Genomic DNA, 15,232 nt, shown 5'->3' with positions numbered 1-15,232 from the left:
TCTAATTGGAAAGGAGCTTTTTCGTATGTACAGATTTAGATTAGCCTTCGATAATTTCGTATTCTTCGTCTGCTAATAGTAAAATTTGTGTTTTCTTACCTTTGTTTTGAACTTCGATTACATCGTAAGCACCTAAGTCTCTTACTTTGCTTTGAGAAGCGTTAACCATAACTTCAATAGAATCAATTAAGATATCTTCTTCAATGTATGATTCAGGCAATGCCATATCTTCAGTATCTAATACACATGCGTATAGATTTTGTAAGTTTTCAGCAGTTGGGTTTTGTTCCTCAACATCAATGATGTTTTTTACTGCTTCCATATTTTCCTCTTTTGCTTGGTATACTTTAATTTTAGCCATTGTTTTAATCTCCTTTATAACGTAATCGTAGAGGCTACACCTTATTATAACGTTTTTTTCATGAAAGATGAAATTGTTATATGTATTTATAGTAAAAATTATGTGTCCTTACTCAAAAATGGTGTGATTTCCATATAAATGTACGATTAGGTAACGATATTGCTACGTTAACGTTATATTGTCCAAGCTTTTCTTATTTTCTTCTCATATATATGTAGTAGCAATTCTATATAGAGAAGGGATGGAGTGTAAGTGGGGTGTGAACCGAAACGTAATTGTGGGTGTTGCCAAAATAGTATATGTGAGTTTTTACAAAGTCTAGAACCGTATACTAAAGTTGAAAGTATCATAATAGAAGGAAACGAAATTGCTGTATCTTATTTTCTTTCATTTAATAAGAAAACAGGTATCGTATCATTCGTACAAGAAGACAATGAGGTTATATTTGTCGATTGTTCAAAGATTGATGCAATTCGAATAGGGAAAGTATGTAGCTGCAAAACAAAAGTTAAATATATTGAAGAGGACTTTAGCTTGCTAGGAAATGTTTGCCCGCATTGTTTAACAGAGGGGAGTACAATCTTTTTCGATTTTAACAATCCTGAATTAAATGTGTCTTTCCAAGCAACAACAATTAATCCACCTAGATGTACTGAATTTACAGATGATCTCGGGAATGTAGTAAAGCAAATTACTATAGTAGGTGAGGCGAGAGTTTCTAGAGATTTTGTTCAAGTACCTGAACTGGTAGGTTTTCGATTACTTTTATCACATCCAGCTGGAGACCCTTTAAACTACGGATTATTATTTATTAATTTTCCTGATACGATTTTTATTTTTATATTGGCATCAAGCGGATACCTTTCCATTTCGAACTGTTTAAAAATAGAGGGCGGAACTGGTGATGCCGAAATAGAAGAGATGAAAAAAATGATAGAGGATGACGTTAACACGTACAAATCAGTTGTTAAATTGACTAAAGTATATAAGAACGGTGAGACGGAATCTTTTATTTATAAAAATGAGTTATAACACATGTATTTAAATGCACCCTCAAACTATTGTTGAGGGTTGTTACATAATTAATTATGTTGGTCCTTCAAACCGTTTGTTAACGGGTAAGAAATATATTTATTGTTGACTTATTTTATATGTTGATCATTTCATAGTTAGTAGATGTTATAATCATTTTATGTTTACTGATATTTTATAAATATTCGAAGTTTTAATTTAATAGTCAATTGCTTTTATGATGAACAGGTGGGTATGTATATGAATACGAATTATGGAGCGCTCATGAAAATGTTAAGAGTAGTTGATTCTAAAGAAGGCGGGAATGTAAATGATATATGAAGCGAATATACATACAAGAAAAAAACTAGTTTCTATGTTTGAGGATTTCAATAACGTTGTTTTACTTTCTTATTTACAAGGGCATATGGGTACTGCTTGGGTAAATGATCTTGAAAATCCAAAAGTAGCACAAGTTACGGTAGGGATTTTTACATTTTACGCTGGAGACCCAAATACGAAAGAAACAGAAGAGTTATTACGTAATATTCCAGAAAGAATTTTAGTTATCGTAAATAGTGAAGAGTGGAAACAACGCTTAGAAACATTCCATGAAAGAAAAATAGATAAGTTTTTACGTTATAAATTCAAACGAAATCCAGAAGTTTTTAATCGTTCAAAATTAAAATCTTTTATATCAGCACTTCCAAAAGAATATGAGTTAAGAAGAATAGACGAGCATATCGCAAATAGCCCTACATTACATAAGATATCTGAAGATTTCACAAGTCAATTTCATTCGGTAGAAGATTATATAAACCGTGGTATAGGTTATAGCATTTTATATAACGGAGAAGTTGTATGCGGTGCATCCTCGTATAGTATTTATAATGATGGGATTGAAATTGAAGTTGCAACTGATCACAATCATAGAAGAGAGGGCTTGGCAACTGTAGTAAGTGCAGCTCTTATATTGGATTGCTTAGAAAATGGAAAGTATCCAAACTGGGACGCAGCGAATACTACATCTGCTAAACTAGCAGAAAAGTTAGGATATGAATTTGATAAGGCATATGATACTTATTTTGTGGATAATAGATGAGTGAAGGGTTACATACTAAAAAATAAATGCGCCCTAGTACGTAAGTCTAGGGCGCATTTATTAGTTGGTAAATATCTTCATAACAATCATATCATATTTTATCTTTTGAATGTTTGGAATTAAAGATATTTATGTGACTTTTTGAAAAAATAAAAGAGCAGCTAGCAAAAGCCAACTGCTCCTCTCCAAGGGGAAATGGAGAAGTACAATCATCTTATCTATAGTATTGACGGAACATAGAGTTTTAATCAAAGCCCGATTGGTGAGGGATTTGATTAAAACTCCCACTGATTAAAGTTTCACTTTATTACATTTACAATTTAAATAGTAGAACGTGTTTATCGTAGTTCTCCAAACACCAATTATATTTTTTTTGAATAATTGGATGGACTGCTTCTGTCGTAGTATCGACTTCAGTATATCCATATTTCTTATAAAAGTTTTCTAATTCCTCAAAAGGAAGACAATATACATTTTGTATTTGTGATTTTTTCGCAGTTTCTACTAAAAATGAAACAAGCTCACCAGCTAATTGAAGCCCTCTAAATTGAGGCAGAATAAAAATCCCGCCCATTTCTAAAGTATCTTCATCTATTTGGACTAATCGGCCAACACCTGCATACTCGTTGTTATATGTAATAATTGCAACTTTATCTCTCTTTAAATCACTTCGTACAAATCCTATTGAGTCATATTGACTATTAATCCATTTTAAATCGTTAGATGTGGCCAATTGAATACTCATATATATCCTCCTTCGGAATACTAGCGCTCTCTTCATTATATAGAACATAAGATACTATATCAAAGGAACCTTGAGGTAGCCTATTTGTTTAAGTTATTAGTTAAAAGTGTGGGGTTGCTGGCATTGAATTGATGGCTTCACCAAACATAGGATAATAATCTTGTGAATTTAGTGTTACATAGTCAAAATAAAAATTAATTCATGCGTTCGGTAACGCACGATGGTTTAAGTGTAGAGAAGATCATAGGGGTATTTTAATTAGTAGCTACTATATTCATTGAAGTTATTAAGGAAATGTCGTAATCCCTAGCCTTAGTGATACAAATCATATTAGGGTTTAGTAAAAAAACTCTTCCTGAAAAAGAGGGGGATTAAAGATAAGAGCACTTCGAAAAGTGCCCTTCAGTAAACGACTACTTATTCTAAAAAGAAAGGATGCAATATATTATATGAAGTTTAGTGTATTTAAGTATGGGTCTTTTATATAAAAGTTTTATTTTGTTCCGAATAAAAAGGCGGTTGTTTCCGCAACCACCTTTCAGTAAAACAAAGCACTTTTTATGAAATAAATTATGGATGGTCCCTAAAAAGGTATAGGATATACCCACATTTTTATAACTAAAGTGACGAACTCAGGTTATAAGGAAGGAACAATTATATTGTATGAAATCTATTCTAGAGTAGTCACAAAGAAAGTTGTCTTCTTATTAGAAGGCAGCTTTTTTTATTAGAAAAAGAAGTAGAAGATTAAGTTACTTGTCCAAACAAATTTTAAAAAAATACATAAAATGCTATTAGTTAGTCAATATTTTAATATTGCTAATTTTTAAGACTAAAAGGGGTGATTTTATGTGTGAATGTGAAGTTTGTAGACGAAAGAAAAATCGGGATCCATTAAACCGGGAGTTTGAGCCGAAAAAACGAGTTCCTGAGCCAAAAAAAGAGGATTGTGAGCTAAAAAAAGAGGATTGTGAGCCAAAAAAAGAAGATTGCGAATCATTAAATGATTATTCGTTTAGTAAAAATGCAAATTTTTTAGAGGAAGCTATACAAACAGATGAAATCGATCAAATTTCTGAGGAATATATTGAAATAGTTGATTCAGCAGATGTACAAGTTACTACTACAGATACAAAAGCTGCGCTATCTATCCAAGCGGCATTACAAGCAGCTATCGTAGTTGTAGTAAGTATTTCTATAGCAGATAGTGAAAAGGCAGATAAAATAACACAAGAATTATTTCAAAAATCAGCTATTAAACAAATTAATAGACAAAAAACATTTATTAAAAATTCTAGAAACGTAACCGTAACAACTACTGATACAGATATTGCAGTGAATATTCAAATTCTTCTTCAAATTTTATTAGCTTTATTAGTTAAACTAAACATTTTATAAAGTGTCTATCCTATTGATATTTAGCTATAAGTTTTCACTCTAAGTAAATGTTTTTTGTTGTAATACGTGGTACAAGCTTGGACTTTTTATTATGACTGAATTAATATTCAAGATTAATGGTAAAGCAAGTGTGGAAAACTACAAATAAAGATAAAATACATGATTTAACAGTAATGAAACTTATATTTATGTGAAGTGAAGGAAAGCTGTCTTCTTATTAGAAGTCAGCTTTTGATTTTATTAGCAAAAAGAAGTGAAAATAGAAGATTAAGTTACTTGTCCAAGCAATTTTTATTTCATTACATATAATGCTCGTAGATATTTAAAATTTTTATAGAAAATTGATTGGAGTGAATATTGTAAATGGATGATTTAAATAAATTTTCTTCCTTTAAGTTTGATAAGGATCAAAAGAATATAATTATAGACCTTTTACTCTCAGATATTTTTAATAGGCATGGGATAAATGAAGAAAAACTAAAAAATTTATCACCAGAAAAAAAGCAGCAAATTAAAAGTATTGTTTCTGAAATACAATCACAAGTTAATAATTATTTAGATTGAAAGGGGGTGAACACATGGACAAAACATGTCATTCAGATGAAAATAAAAAGTGGAGTGCATTAGATTCCTCAAATCCTCATCCATCTTTTAAAAATGCTAGCGTTTCAGAAGCAGCTGCGCAAGAAAGTAAAACGTATCAAATTTCTGAAGAATCTATTACAATTGTAGATTCCGCAGATGTAGAAGTTACTACTACAGATACAAAAGCTGCTTTATCTATTCAAGCAGCATTACAAGCAGCTATCGTGGTTATAATAAGTATTTCTATAGCAGATAGTGAAAAAGCTGACCGTGTAGCACAAGAATTGTTTCAAAAATCATCTATTAAACAAATTAATAAACAAGAAACTGTTATTAGAAATTCTAGAAATGTTACAGTTACGACTACGGATACAGACATAGCAGTAAATGTTCAAATTCTTCTCCAAATTTTATTAGCTTTACTAGTAAAATTAAATATTTTATAAAATGTTTAACTTGTTTTTATCTAGTGATTCTTACAGGTGAATATTCACTGTTTTAATTATAGTACAGGCTATAAATATTTATCATAACTGGACTAATATTCAACATCACCAAAGTATGAATGTAAACAAACAATTTGATGGAAAATAAAGTTTGGTTATTTTATGAAAATGTAAAAGCCATTTCCTTTATTGGATTTGGCTTTTACATTTTAAACAGTATGAATTTGAAAAGATTATATTAAGATAAAGAATTAAAATATAATGATACAAAATACTTATAAAATTATTCGTGTTTTAGAAAAATAATAAGAAAAAGGTGTTTAAAATAGAATCATTTTCATTAATAGTTCAAGTTTTGAAGAATAGTGCATACAATATAAAGTGTTTTCCTTTCTTCATTTAAGTTTTACGTATATAATTTAAAAGTACTATTTTTATTTTATTATTTTATATTTATAACAGAATAGAGGTTTAAAAATGGGTGTTAAAATCATTACGGATAGTGCGGCGGATTTACCAGTAGAATTGCTGCAAGCATATGATATTGATTTAATTCCACTCCGTGTATATGATGAAGCAGAAACAGAGTATTTAGATGGAGTAACATTAGAGTCAGTTACATTATTGCAAAAAATGAGAGAAGGCGCTGTTTATAGAACGTCATTGCCTTCACTTGAAACGTTCCAAGAAAAATTTGTTTCTTATGCAAAAGAAGGTAATCCTTGTATATATTTAGCTTTTTCATCTGAACTGTCTGGTACATATCAATCATCAGTTGTCATTAAAGAGGAAGTAAAAGAAACATATGCTAACTTAGATTTAGAAATTATTGATACGAAATGTGCTTCGCTTGGTCAAGGTCTTGTCGTTTTAGAAGCTGCTAAAATGGCAAAAGACGGCGCATCAAAAGAAGATATTTTAAAGCGTGTTGATTTTCTAATGAGCCATATGGAACATATCTTCACTGTAGCTGACTTACAGTACTTAGTGAGAGGTGGACGTTTAAGCAAAGTCGCAGGATTTATCGGTGGTTTACTAAACATTAAACCGATCTTAAACGTGGAAGAAGGAAAACTTGTACCACTTGAAAAGGTACGAGGGAAAAAGAAAGTATTAAGCCGTATTGTTGATATTATGGAAGAACGTGGTAAAGACCTTAAAGGTCAAACAATCGGTATGACTCACGGTGACGATTTAGAAACAGCGGAAGCATTAAAATCATTAATTACGGAAAGATTTGGCTGTGAAGTATTTATCGTAAATACAATTGGTGCAGCAATCGGTGCACATACAGGACCTGGCGTTATAACGTTATTTTTCTTAAATGAAGTAGAGTAAAGGATTGATCTTTTGATCAATCCTTTTTTATTTTTTAATCTGTGATAATCGGTCGATATGGTATTGATGAAGATAAAATCTTTGAAGTTTTCCTATATCAAATGCAATCTTGTAGAGGAAGTATTTTTTATATGTGTAATGATACTTAATGGTAGAAGAAAAGAGTATAAATAAGAATATATTTATAGGAATTTAAATATTTGAAGATATCAAAATTTTGCCATTTCATATATAATTGTGTGGGGAGAAATATCTGTAACTATTTGTAAAAATAGGAGGCGGCTATAAAAATGCAAGAAAGTGCTAGATGGGATTTAAATCGCTTGTATTTGAATGAGGATATTCTATTTCCGATTTTGGAGTTGAAAGAGCAATATTTTGTAACAAAAGATGTAGAGATTCTTTCAAAGCTTATACAAGTTATTGAAAAAGCAGAATACTATTTGTACTGTCGATCGGTTGAAGAAAGTGTTCCATCTGACCTTACTAAATTGACCGTGAAAGTGAAGGAACTAAAAAGTGAATTACAGCAAGTAATAAAACATAATGAAGTGGAAACTTCAGATAATACTAAGTTAATAAAAGATGAACTTAATGCGTGGGAAAATATGTACATACAATTACGGGATAGGATAGAAATAGAGCACAATAATAAACTATTATCCTTTGGACAAGCAAATACTATTGCAATGAATAGTGATAATGAAAAGGAAAGATTAGAAGTATTCGAGTCATTAACATGTGCTTTACATAAGGAAAAAGAAATCTTTGCTACTGTATTAAATCAAGTAGGGAGATTGCGTAATGCAAAGAGTAATGAAATAGAAGATAGAGAGATTTTAACACAATCTTTTCATGCGAACGGCATTTCAGAAACTGTATTATTCCAAATGTGGAATGCGACAGAAGAAAACCTTGATAAATTAGTAAGTGCTTTAAACGTGTATAAGAAAGGGAAAGCTTCAATTACATGGCATGCACTTATGACGGTAAAGGAAAGTAATGAGGTCATGATTCCTTTTTCAGTAGCAATACAAAACGTTTATGATGCATGGAAGAATATTGATGAAGAATTAGCAGAATTTGCACGTAATGCGATAGAAAGTGGTTGGGTAGATGCTGAACCGAGAGAGAATAAACCACCAGGCGGGTTTTGTGCTCCATTTTTCAGTGAGAAAGAATCGCGAATTTCCATTCGTTATGATGGGAGTATAAATAGTGTAAGAGTGCTCGCTCATGAATTAGGACATGCTTGGCATTTTTATAATATGAGTTTTGAACAATCTACATCTTTTTTAGATGATTATTTGCCAATGAGTACGGCTGAATCAGCATCTATTTTCTTTGAAACGGTACTCTTAAATTATCTAATTGAAACAACGGATAGTAAAGATACGAAAAAGTCATTACTTAGCTGGAAAATAAGAAATAGTTTTAATTATGTAATGGCAATACGAGCATCGTATCAGTTTGAAAAAACATTTTATGAAAAATGTAAAGAGGGTCCTTTAAGTGCTGATGAAATTGAGAAATTATCTATAATTGCACAAAAAGAAGCTTATGGAAATGCTTTAAGTGAATACCAGCCGTTTGTATGGATGAAATATATTCAATTTTATATAGCAGATGTTCCTTTTTACAATTATCCATACACGTTTGGATATTTAGTAAGTTTTAGCTTATTAGAAATAGCTCAAGAAGGTAAAAGTACTTTTCATTTGAAATATAAAGAGTTCTTACGAGAAACAGGAAAGGCTCCAGTAGAGGAGCTTATGAAAAAACATTTTGAAATAGATATAAGAAATTATGAATTTTGGAATAAAGCTTTTATTCAAATTTCTAAAGACATTGATGAATATTTGCAGCTTATGTAAGGGGAGAGTACAGTGGATCAGCAATTTATAAAAGGTATACCTTTTTCAACTTTAGAATATGCAAAAGCTATAAGTTTATTAAAAGGTTGGCTACATGAACAACAAGAGAAACCAAGGTTTGTAGTAACTGCAAATCCTGAAATTGTTATGTCTGCAAAGGAAAATACGGAAAAATCAAAGGAGTTTAAAAAGATGTTACTATCTGCGGATTTAATAACAGCGGATGGGATTGGTGTCATAATTGGCTCGAAAATATTAAAAGGAACTTTGAAAGAACGTGTTACTGGGGCGGATTTAACTCACGATTTAATAAAATATTGTAACGACAATGAATATCGTGTCTTTCTTTTTGGAGCTGTGCCAGAAAGTAATAAAAAGGAAATAGAAAAATTAAATGAGCAGTTCCCAGGAGCACAGTTTAAAGGACAGCATGGCTTTGTAAATGGTGAAGAAATAGAAGAAATAAAAATGAAAATTAAGCAATTCAAGCCGCATTTATTACTTGTAGGACTAGGTTCACCAAAACAAGAAGAGTTCATTTATGAAAACATACAAACATTAAACGTTCCGCTATCTATTGGTATCGGAGGAATGATTGATATAATATCTGGTACTGTAAAAAGAGCACCGAAAATAATGAGGGATACTGGAACTGAATGGCTGTATAGGTTACTCTCACAGCCGAAAAGATTAAAGAGACAACTTGTACTTCCGAAATTTTTATTGTCGGTTATGTCAGAGAGGATTAAAGGGATTAATTAATAAAGGGGACTACATACATGAACAGAATCGGCATTATCGGAGCAATGCAAATTGAAATAGATTTACTTTTAGAAAAGCTAGTAATACAAGAAGAACAGACAATAGCGGGAATGCCATTTTATATTGGAGAATTCATGGGAACAGAAGTAATTATTGCACGTTCTGGTGTAGGGAAAGTAAATGCAGCTGCATGTGCGCAAACATTAATTCATAAATTTAATGTAGACTCTATCATCAATACGGGCGTTGCTGGTGGATTACATCCAGATGTAAAAGTTGGTGATGTAGTTATTTCAACTAATGTTACCCATCATGATGTAAGTAAAAATCAAATGAAAAAATTATTCCCGTTTCAAGAGGAGTTTATTGCAAGTAAGGAATTGATAGAGTTAGCACGTAAAGCATGTAACAGTAATAGTTCAAATATTCAAGCTCACGAAGGAAGAATTGTAAGTGGTGAATGTTTTGTTGAAGATTCAAAGTTAAAGGCAAAATTAATAGACGAATACGCACCTCGTTGTACAGAAATGGAAGGTGCAGCAATTGGACATGTTGCCTACATAAATGATATACCGTTTCTTGTTATACGATGTATTTCTGACAGTGCAGATGATGAAGCTCAAGTTTCTTATGATGATTTCGCGAAAACTGCTGCAAATTATTGCTCGGAAATTATTATTGAGATTCTTAAAAATATATCTGGTAAAACTATAGTCCAAAAGGAGAGATAAGAATGTTACAAGCATTAATTTTTGATATGGATGGAACATTATTTCAAACAGATAAAATTTTAGAATTATCGTTAGATGATACTTTTGATCACTTAAGATCACTTCAATTATGGGATACGGTAACACCGATTGAAAAATACCGTGAAATTATGGGTGTGCCGCTACCGAAAGTTTGGGAAGCTTTATTACCGGAACATTCTATTGAAATAAGAGAACAAACAGATGCATATTTTTTAGATAGACTAATTGAAAACATAAAAAGCGGAAAAGGCGCTTTATATCCAAATGTAAAAGAAATATTTACATATATAAAAGAAAATAATTGTTCAATTTACATTGCTAGTAATGGTTTGAAAGGATATTTACGAGCAATCGTAACTTATTATGCTTTAGACAAGTGGGTGACTGAAACGTTTAGTATCGAACAAATACAATCGCTAAATAAAGGTGACTTAGTTAAAAGTATTATGAACAAATATGATATAAAAGAGGCAGCCGTAGTTGGTGACCGGCTATCTGATATAAATGCAGCGAAAGACAACGGTTTACTGGCAATTGGATGCAATTTTGATTTTGCGCAAGAAGATGAACTTGCTCAGGCTGATATAGTAATAGATGATTTAATAGATTTAAAGCGGATACTGCCTGCTGTACAGAGATAAATAAAGTGTGTGCATTTTTTTCGAGTCCTATATGTCTTATTTTATGGAGGGGAATATGCTTAAAAATAATTTTAAAATTAGTAATATTCCTGCGGTTTTGTGGGGAGATAAGAGTGAAAAAATTTTTATTGCAGTACATGGAAATATGTCAAATAAGGAAGATGCAGTTATTCAAATATTAGCTGAAGAAGCCGATCGAAAAGGTTATCAAGTATTAAGCTTTGATTTACCTGAGCATGGAGAAAGAAAGAATGATAACACTCCTTGTAAAGTACAGTTTTGTGTTAATGAATTATCTATAATTATGAACTACGCAAAAGAACATTGGAAAGAAATAAACGTGTTTGCATGTAGTATGGGAGCATATTTTAGCCTTTTAGCTTTTCAAAATGATGTGATAGAAAAGGCATTATTTTTATCACCAGTAGTTAATATGGAACGAATTATAGAAAATATGATGAAATGGTTTAATGTAACACCGGAGCTTTTACAAAAAGAAATGACTATAGAGACACCTATTGGTCAAAAGTTATATTGGGATTATTTATGCTATGTAAAAGAGCATCCTATTAGTACATGGAATACAGATACATATATTATGTACGGAGCTAAGGATGAACTGTGCGAATTTGAAACTATTAACTATTTTACAAAAAAACATTGTTGTGAATTAGAAGTTATGGAGACGGGTGAACATTACCTTCATACTGAAGAACAGTTAAAAATATTTGAACAGTGGTTACACAAACATATTGATTAACAAATTACAATTTATCTTGAACCTGTTAGAGAAGAATGGGGAATATATAAACTGATAGTATATTTGAGAGAAAATATAAATGTGAATGTATACACTTAAACAAACAGATGCTTTAGTTAAATAAGAATTAAACAACTATATTATCGATTTATATCTAAAGTGAAGAATACACATACTACGAATTGAATAAGATAACAATCATAAAAATGCTCAGAATCAAAAATTCTAGAGCATTTTTATGTATTTTCATAGTAAGGGGAGATTTACTTGAAAGATATACATATTCAACAAATTGAAGATTTAATGATATACGAACACGATTATCTTGTTCAGGAAAGCAAAGACGAAGGATTTTATTTCCTAATAAAACTAATAAGTGAATATGAAAATAAAATAAACACGTTTAATAAAACTGGTGAATGCTTATATGGGATTTTTCAAGGGGAAAAGTTAATTGGAATAGGAGGGTTAAATGAGGATCCATATACAATAAACAATAAGATTGGTAGGATAAGGAGATTTTATATTGCAAAAAAATACCGAAGGAAAGGATTAGGGAGGTTATTATTAGCGAGAATTATAAACGATGCGAAAAAACATTTTAATATTGTTGTTTTAAATACAGATACAGTACAGGGTGACAAATTTTATACTTCGAGTGGATTTCTGAAAGGGACAAAATATATGGGAGTGAGCCATTATTTGAACTTATATAAAAGGATATAGTGAATTATTGTTTACTTCTCCAGTAGAACTTTTGTTCTGTTTCGTGTAGATTGATGTTATAATTTATAAGAATCTAATATTAGAATGGAGAATTGGATGATGGGAGAAAATAAAATTATTAATGATTTCAATGAATATTCAATTTGGATAAATACATTGAAAGGTATGAAAGAGGAATTGTGGGTGGCACCAATATCAGAGGGGAAATGGACTATTGGCGAAATAATATCTCATATTATGAACTGGGATGACTATCTATTACGTGAGACATTATCATCAGTGAGAGATGGGAAGGGAATGGAGTTCCCTGATTTTGATACATATAATAAACTAGCATCTAGTTATGCCAAATCCGGTATATCTAAGATGAAACTTCTTGAAGAAGCAAAAGCTAAAAGAGAGTTACTCGTAAAAGAACTTAGATTACTATCTGCTGGAAATCTAAAGAAACCTTTAACGGCCAATGGAGTATCACATTGTCCTCATACCGGAACGCCATATTCTCTTATATATATTATTAAAGAATTTGTAGATCATGATAACCATCATAAAAGACAGGTTATTCATTTTTTAAATGAAAATCAAATTGTTAATTGATAAAGAAAGATCCCGCAAATCATATTTGTGGGATCTTTCTTACATTATAACTTAACCTTCATGTGTTTCAATAATAATCCTGGTTTACCTTTTACATAATAAAAATGCGGATTATTTTCATCATCATAAAGCATAATATAAGGCTTTTCATTTAGTGGGAGCAGTATAAGTACTTCGTCTATTGTAGTGTGTAACCATTGATTAGTAATAGAAACCGGCTTAGATAAAGGGATTTTTATCATATAGCCATCTTTTGGAACGACATTTAAGTTTTTAAATGGACCAGTTATTGCTTTAGCGTATTGAACTGCTTCTTTTTGGATTACTGGATCTAAAGATTGCTTTTGAATGACCATTTCTTTTTGACAATCAAATACTTCAATTTGTTGATTTGTATTTGCGAACGCATTTGTTGATAATAGAAATAGAAGAAGAGAAATGACCCCGATTTTTTTTATCATAGTACAACACCTGTTATGAAGTGACCTTTGTCAATAGTTTTTCACCCATAATATTTTTCTTGATGGCATACAAAAGCTTCAGAAATAAGATCTATCGACAGTTAACCACTCTGTTATTCGTGGATTGGTTACCTCAGGTTAATGGTTCGTCGTTAGGCTCTTATAATCTCACTGCGTGGATCACACCTTTTCAAATTCTAATAAATAGCTTGTTTATCAGAATTTCAGCCATGCCAGAAGAGGTGAGTCATAGATAGCCAGACCTGTAATTCACTATCTCTGAAGCTCATCTATGCCATCAATTGATACCTTTGGTTTCTAACTATGAATGAATCAATCAACTTCATATCCTTCCCTCTTTATTTTCGGTGAATTTTACCTGTTTCTAATCCCCATATAAAACACCCCAGTTCTCTTGCGATAGCTGTAACGGCAACATTTCTAGGTTTCCCTTGATATATCATGCGATAATATTTTCTTTGTAACCTTTCTACAGCCTGATCCGCATAAGCAATCACTTCGCTTCGTTGCCCTTTTTGTCTTGCTTTCACTCGCTTCGATTTTAATCCGATTGTTCCTTTTACCAACGCATTTGCACATTCTACAAGAGTAGACCTAACGGTCGAATTTCCTTGTTTTGTAATCGAACGTCGACTGATTTTTTCTCCACTTGAGCTTTCGCTTGGTGTCAATCCTACATAAGCCATAAATGCTTTAGCCGTGGGAAAACGAGTGAAGTCTGCAATTTCCACATGAACAGTCATTGCCGATGTTGTATCTATACCTTTTAAGCATCTTAAATTTGCGATTGGTTCTTCGTACCTTTCACGATGAGATAATTCTTCTAATCTCAGACTGAACCGCTCAATTTTATCGACTAGAACATCATACTGTAATAGGTATTCGCCTAACGTTTCTTTGAATAATCCTTGTAGATCAAGATTCTTTAACCATTTCATATAAGCGATTGTCCAGCTTGATTTCCCTTCATACACATAGCCATGCCTTAAAAGGAATGCTTTTATCTGTTGTTTTATTTTTTTCAAAGATGTTTTAAAATCACCTAACATGCGGATATACTCTTTCACGGCAACATCCTCTTCTTCTGGAACATATACTTCTTTATAGGTGCCATTTGCTAAATTAAGAGCAATCATTTTGGCATCGAATTTATCATTTTTAACCATTTTATTTTTTGATGAACTGTACATTGTTGTGGGAGCTAAAATATCACAATCAATTCCATTTTGTTCAAGAAGATTATGAAGTGAATACCCTAAACAACCAGCCTCATATCCAGCTTTAATTTTTATATCTTCACCATATTTTGTTTTCAGTTTCTCAACGAATTTTTTTACGAGAGATACATTTGAAGCACATCGTGCTTCTCTTACAATTTCCCCAGTTGTTCCGTGTAGTGCACATAAGCTAAAACTTTCCTTGTGGACATCCATCCCAATATAGATTATATTTTCCATAGTGGCCTCCTATTATCATAGGGTATAACCCCATTCATAATGTTTTCATTCATTATTATGGGTTAAAATCCCTGACTTGATAATCTAGGAGGTCGCTTCATATTATCTCACCATTACTATCCCCTCAAAAGCTTTAAATATTTTTCTGTCACATTCATGTAACAAAGATGTTGTATGATACAATTGGTTTTTGTT

17 protein-coding genes are annotated in these 15,232 nt (G+C 31.5%); 13 read left to right on the top strand and 4 right to left on the bottom strand.

The annotated features are described in order from the left end of the window. Positions 1-40 precede the first annotated feature (40 nt). On the bottom strand, positions 41-361 hold the full coding sequence (locus MHH55_RS08425; protein ID WP_001062733.1) for a hypothetical protein: 321 nt from the start codon (positions 359-361) through the stop codon (positions 41-43). A 252-nt stretch (positions 362-613) separates the two neighbouring features. On the opposite strand from MHH55_RS08425, the gene MHH55_RS08420 reads away from it, so the two are divergent. Beyond that, positions 614-1,393 (top strand): BC_2878 family exosporium-associated protein, encoded by a 780-nt coding sequence (locus MHH55_RS08420; protein WP_078187068.1) that lies wholly within the window; start codon positions 614-616, stop codon positions 1,391-1,393. A 310-nt stretch (positions 1,394-1,703) separates the two neighbouring features. Further along, positions 1,704-2,474 carry a GNAT family N-acetyltransferase gene (locus MHH55_RS08415; protein ID WP_000638727.1) on the top strand — a complete coding sequence of 257 codons (771 nt, stop codon included), beginning with the start codon at positions 1,704-1,706 and terminating at the stop codon, positions 2,472-2,474. 313 nt (positions 2,475-2,787) lie between these two features. Here the strand turns inward: MHH55_RS08415 and MHH55_RS08410 are convergent, their stop codons facing one another. Beyond that, positions 2,788-3,219, bottom strand: coding sequence for a GNAT family N-acetyltransferase (locus MHH55_RS08410; protein ID WP_078187069.1), 432 nt, complete (start codon positions 3,217-3,219; stop codon positions 2,788-2,790). Positions 3,220-4,068: 849 nt separating this feature from the next. Here MHH55_RS08410 and MHH55_RS08405 point away from each other — a divergent pair. The 11 genes from MHH55_RS08405 (at position 4,069) to MHH55_RS08355 (ending at position 13,098) form a co-directional block, all read left to right on the top strand. After that, complete coding sequence (locus MHH55_RS08405; protein WP_078187070.1) at positions 4,069-4,617, top strand: spore coat protein; 549 nt, start codon at positions 4,069-4,071, stop codon at positions 4,615-4,617. Positions 4,618-4,980: 363 nt separating this feature from the next. Then, the gene (locus MHH55_RS08400) at positions 4,981-5,181 is read left to right on the top strand and encodes a spore coat protein W (RefSeq protein ID WP_000342253.1); all 201 of its coding nucleotides are present in this window, start codon (positions 4,981-4,983) and stop codon (positions 5,179-5,181) included. A 14-nt stretch (positions 5,182-5,195) separates the two neighbouring features. Further along, entirely contained in the window at positions 5,196-5,648 is a 453-nt protein-coding gene (locus MHH55_RS08395) for a spore coat protein (RefSeq protein WP_000361676.1), read from the top strand. A 477-nt stretch (positions 5,649-6,125) separates the two neighbouring features. Continuing rightward, entirely contained in the window at positions 6,126-6,986 is an 861-nt protein-coding gene (locus MHH55_RS08390) for a DegV family protein (protein WP_000538278.1), read from the top strand. Between the two features lie 290 nt (positions 6,987-7,276). Further along, positions 7,277-8,860, top strand: a complete 1,584-nt coding sequence (locus MHH55_RS08385; RefSeq protein WP_001158173.1) for a M3 family metallopeptidase — start codon at positions 7,277-7,279, stop codon at positions 8,858-8,860. Between the two features lie 12 nt (positions 8,861-8,872). Beyond that, entirely contained in the window at positions 8,873-9,622 is a 750-nt protein-coding gene (locus tag MHH55_RS08380) for a WecB/TagA/CpsF family glycosyltransferase (RefSeq protein ID WP_074555692.1), read from the top strand. Between the two features lie 17 nt (positions 9,623-9,639). Further along, positions 9,640-10,353, top strand: coding sequence for a 5'-methylthioadenosine/adenosylhomocysteine nucleosidase (locus tag MHH55_RS08375; RefSeq protein ID WP_078187707.1), 714 nt, complete (start codon positions 9,640-9,642; stop codon positions 10,351-10,353). 2 nt (positions 10,354-10,355) lie between these two features. Further along, positions 10,356-11,015 (top strand): HAD hydrolase-like protein, encoded by a 660-nt coding sequence (locus MHH55_RS08370; RefSeq protein ID WP_078187705.1) that lies wholly within the window; start codon positions 10,356-10,358, stop codon positions 11,013-11,015. A 55-nt stretch (positions 11,016-11,070) separates the two neighbouring features. Beyond that, the gene (locus MHH55_RS08365) at positions 11,071-11,775 is read left to right on the top strand and encodes an alpha/beta hydrolase (RefSeq protein WP_048656226.1); all 705 of its coding nucleotides are present in this window, start codon (positions 11,071-11,073) and stop codon (positions 11,773-11,775) included. Positions 11,776-12,042: 267 nt separating this feature from the next. Continuing rightward, a complete protein-coding gene (locus MHH55_RS08360) occupies positions 12,043-12,501 on the top strand; it encodes a GNAT family N-acetyltransferase (RefSeq protein WP_000651656.1) in 459 nt (152 codons plus the stop codon). Between the two features lie 99 nt (positions 12,502-12,600). Then, positions 12,601-13,098, top strand: coding sequence for a DinB family protein (locus MHH55_RS08355; RefSeq protein ID WP_000504410.1), 498 nt, complete (start codon positions 12,601-12,603; stop codon positions 13,096-13,098). 44 nt (positions 13,099-13,142) lie between these two features. Here MHH55_RS08355 and MHH55_RS08350 read toward each other — a convergent pair whose 3' ends face one another. Beyond that, entirely contained in the window at positions 13,143-13,559 is a 417-nt protein-coding gene (locus tag MHH55_RS08350) for a hypothetical protein (RefSeq protein ID WP_000591763.1), read from the bottom strand. 359 nt (positions 13,560-13,918) lie between these two features. Further along, complete coding sequence (locus tag MHH55_RS08345; protein WP_340880263.1) at positions 13,919-15,037, bottom strand: IS110 family transposase; 1,119 nt, start codon at positions 15,035-15,037, stop codon at positions 13,919-13,921. Positions 15,038-15,232 lie beyond the last annotated feature (195 nt).

The organism is Bacillus sp. FSL K6-2944, assembly GCF_038005385.1.
GTDB lineage: Bacteria > Bacillota > Bacilli > Bacillales > Bacillaceae_G > Bacillus_A > Bacillus_A cereus.
This window is presented reverse-complemented; position numbering and strand designations above follow the sequence as displayed.

What these genes read in the sequence shown, in the direction of transcription:
- MHH55_RS08395 (WP_000361676.1), top strand. Translation starts at nt 5,196, where the DNA reads ATGGACAAAACATGTCATTCAGATGAAAATAAAAAGTGGAGTGCATTA.
- MHH55_RS08405 (WP_078187070.1), top strand. Translation starts at nt 4,069, where the DNA reads ATGTGTGAATGTGAAGTTTGTAGACGAAAGAAAAATCGGGATCCATTA.
- MHH55_RS08345 (WP_340880263.1), bottom strand. Translation starts at nt 15,037, where the DNA reads ATGGAAAATATAATCTATATTGGGATGGATGTCCACAAGGAAAGTTTT.
- MHH55_RS08370 (WP_078187705.1), top strand. Translation starts at nt 10,356, where the DNA reads ATGTTACAAGCATTAATTTTTGATATGGATGGAACATTATTTCAAACA.
- MHH55_RS08350 (WP_000591763.1), bottom strand. Translation starts at nt 13,559, where the DNA reads ATGATAAAAAAAATCGGGGTCATTTCTCTTCTTCTATTTCTATTATCA.
- MHH55_RS08410 (WP_078187069.1), bottom strand. Translation starts at nt 3,219, where the DNA reads ATGAGTATTCAATTGGCCACATCTAACGATTTAAAATGGATTAATAGT.
- MHH55_RS08355 (WP_000504410.1), top strand. Translation starts at nt 12,601, where the DNA reads ATGGGAGAAAATAAAATTATTAATGATTTCAATGAATATTCAATTTGG.
- MHH55_RS08400 (WP_000342253.1), top strand. Translation starts at nt 4,981, where the DNA reads ATGGATGATTTAAATAAATTTTCTTCCTTTAAGTTTGATAAGGATCAA.
- MHH55_RS08415 (WP_000638727.1), top strand. Translation starts at nt 1,704, where the DNA reads ATGATATATGAAGCGAATATACATACAAGAAAAAAACTAGTTTCTATG.
- MHH55_RS08390 (WP_000538278.1), top strand. Translation starts at nt 6,126, where the DNA reads ATGGGTGTTAAAATCATTACGGATAGTGCGGCGGATTTACCAGTAGAA.
- MHH55_RS08365 (WP_048656226.1), top strand. Translation starts at nt 11,071, where the DNA reads ATGCTTAAAAATAATTTTAAAATTAGTAATATTCCTGCGGTTTTGTGG.
- MHH55_RS08375 (WP_078187707.1), top strand. Translation starts at nt 9,640, where the DNA reads ATGAACAGAATCGGCATTATCGGAGCAATGCAAATTGAAATAGATTTA.
- MHH55_RS08385 (WP_001158173.1), top strand. Translation starts at nt 7,277, where the DNA reads ATGCAAGAAAGTGCTAGATGGGATTTAAATCGCTTGTATTTGAATGAG.
- MHH55_RS08425 (WP_001062733.1), bottom strand. Translation starts at nt 361, where the DNA reads ATGGCTAAAATTAAAGTATACCAAGCAAAAGAGGAAAATATGGAAGCA.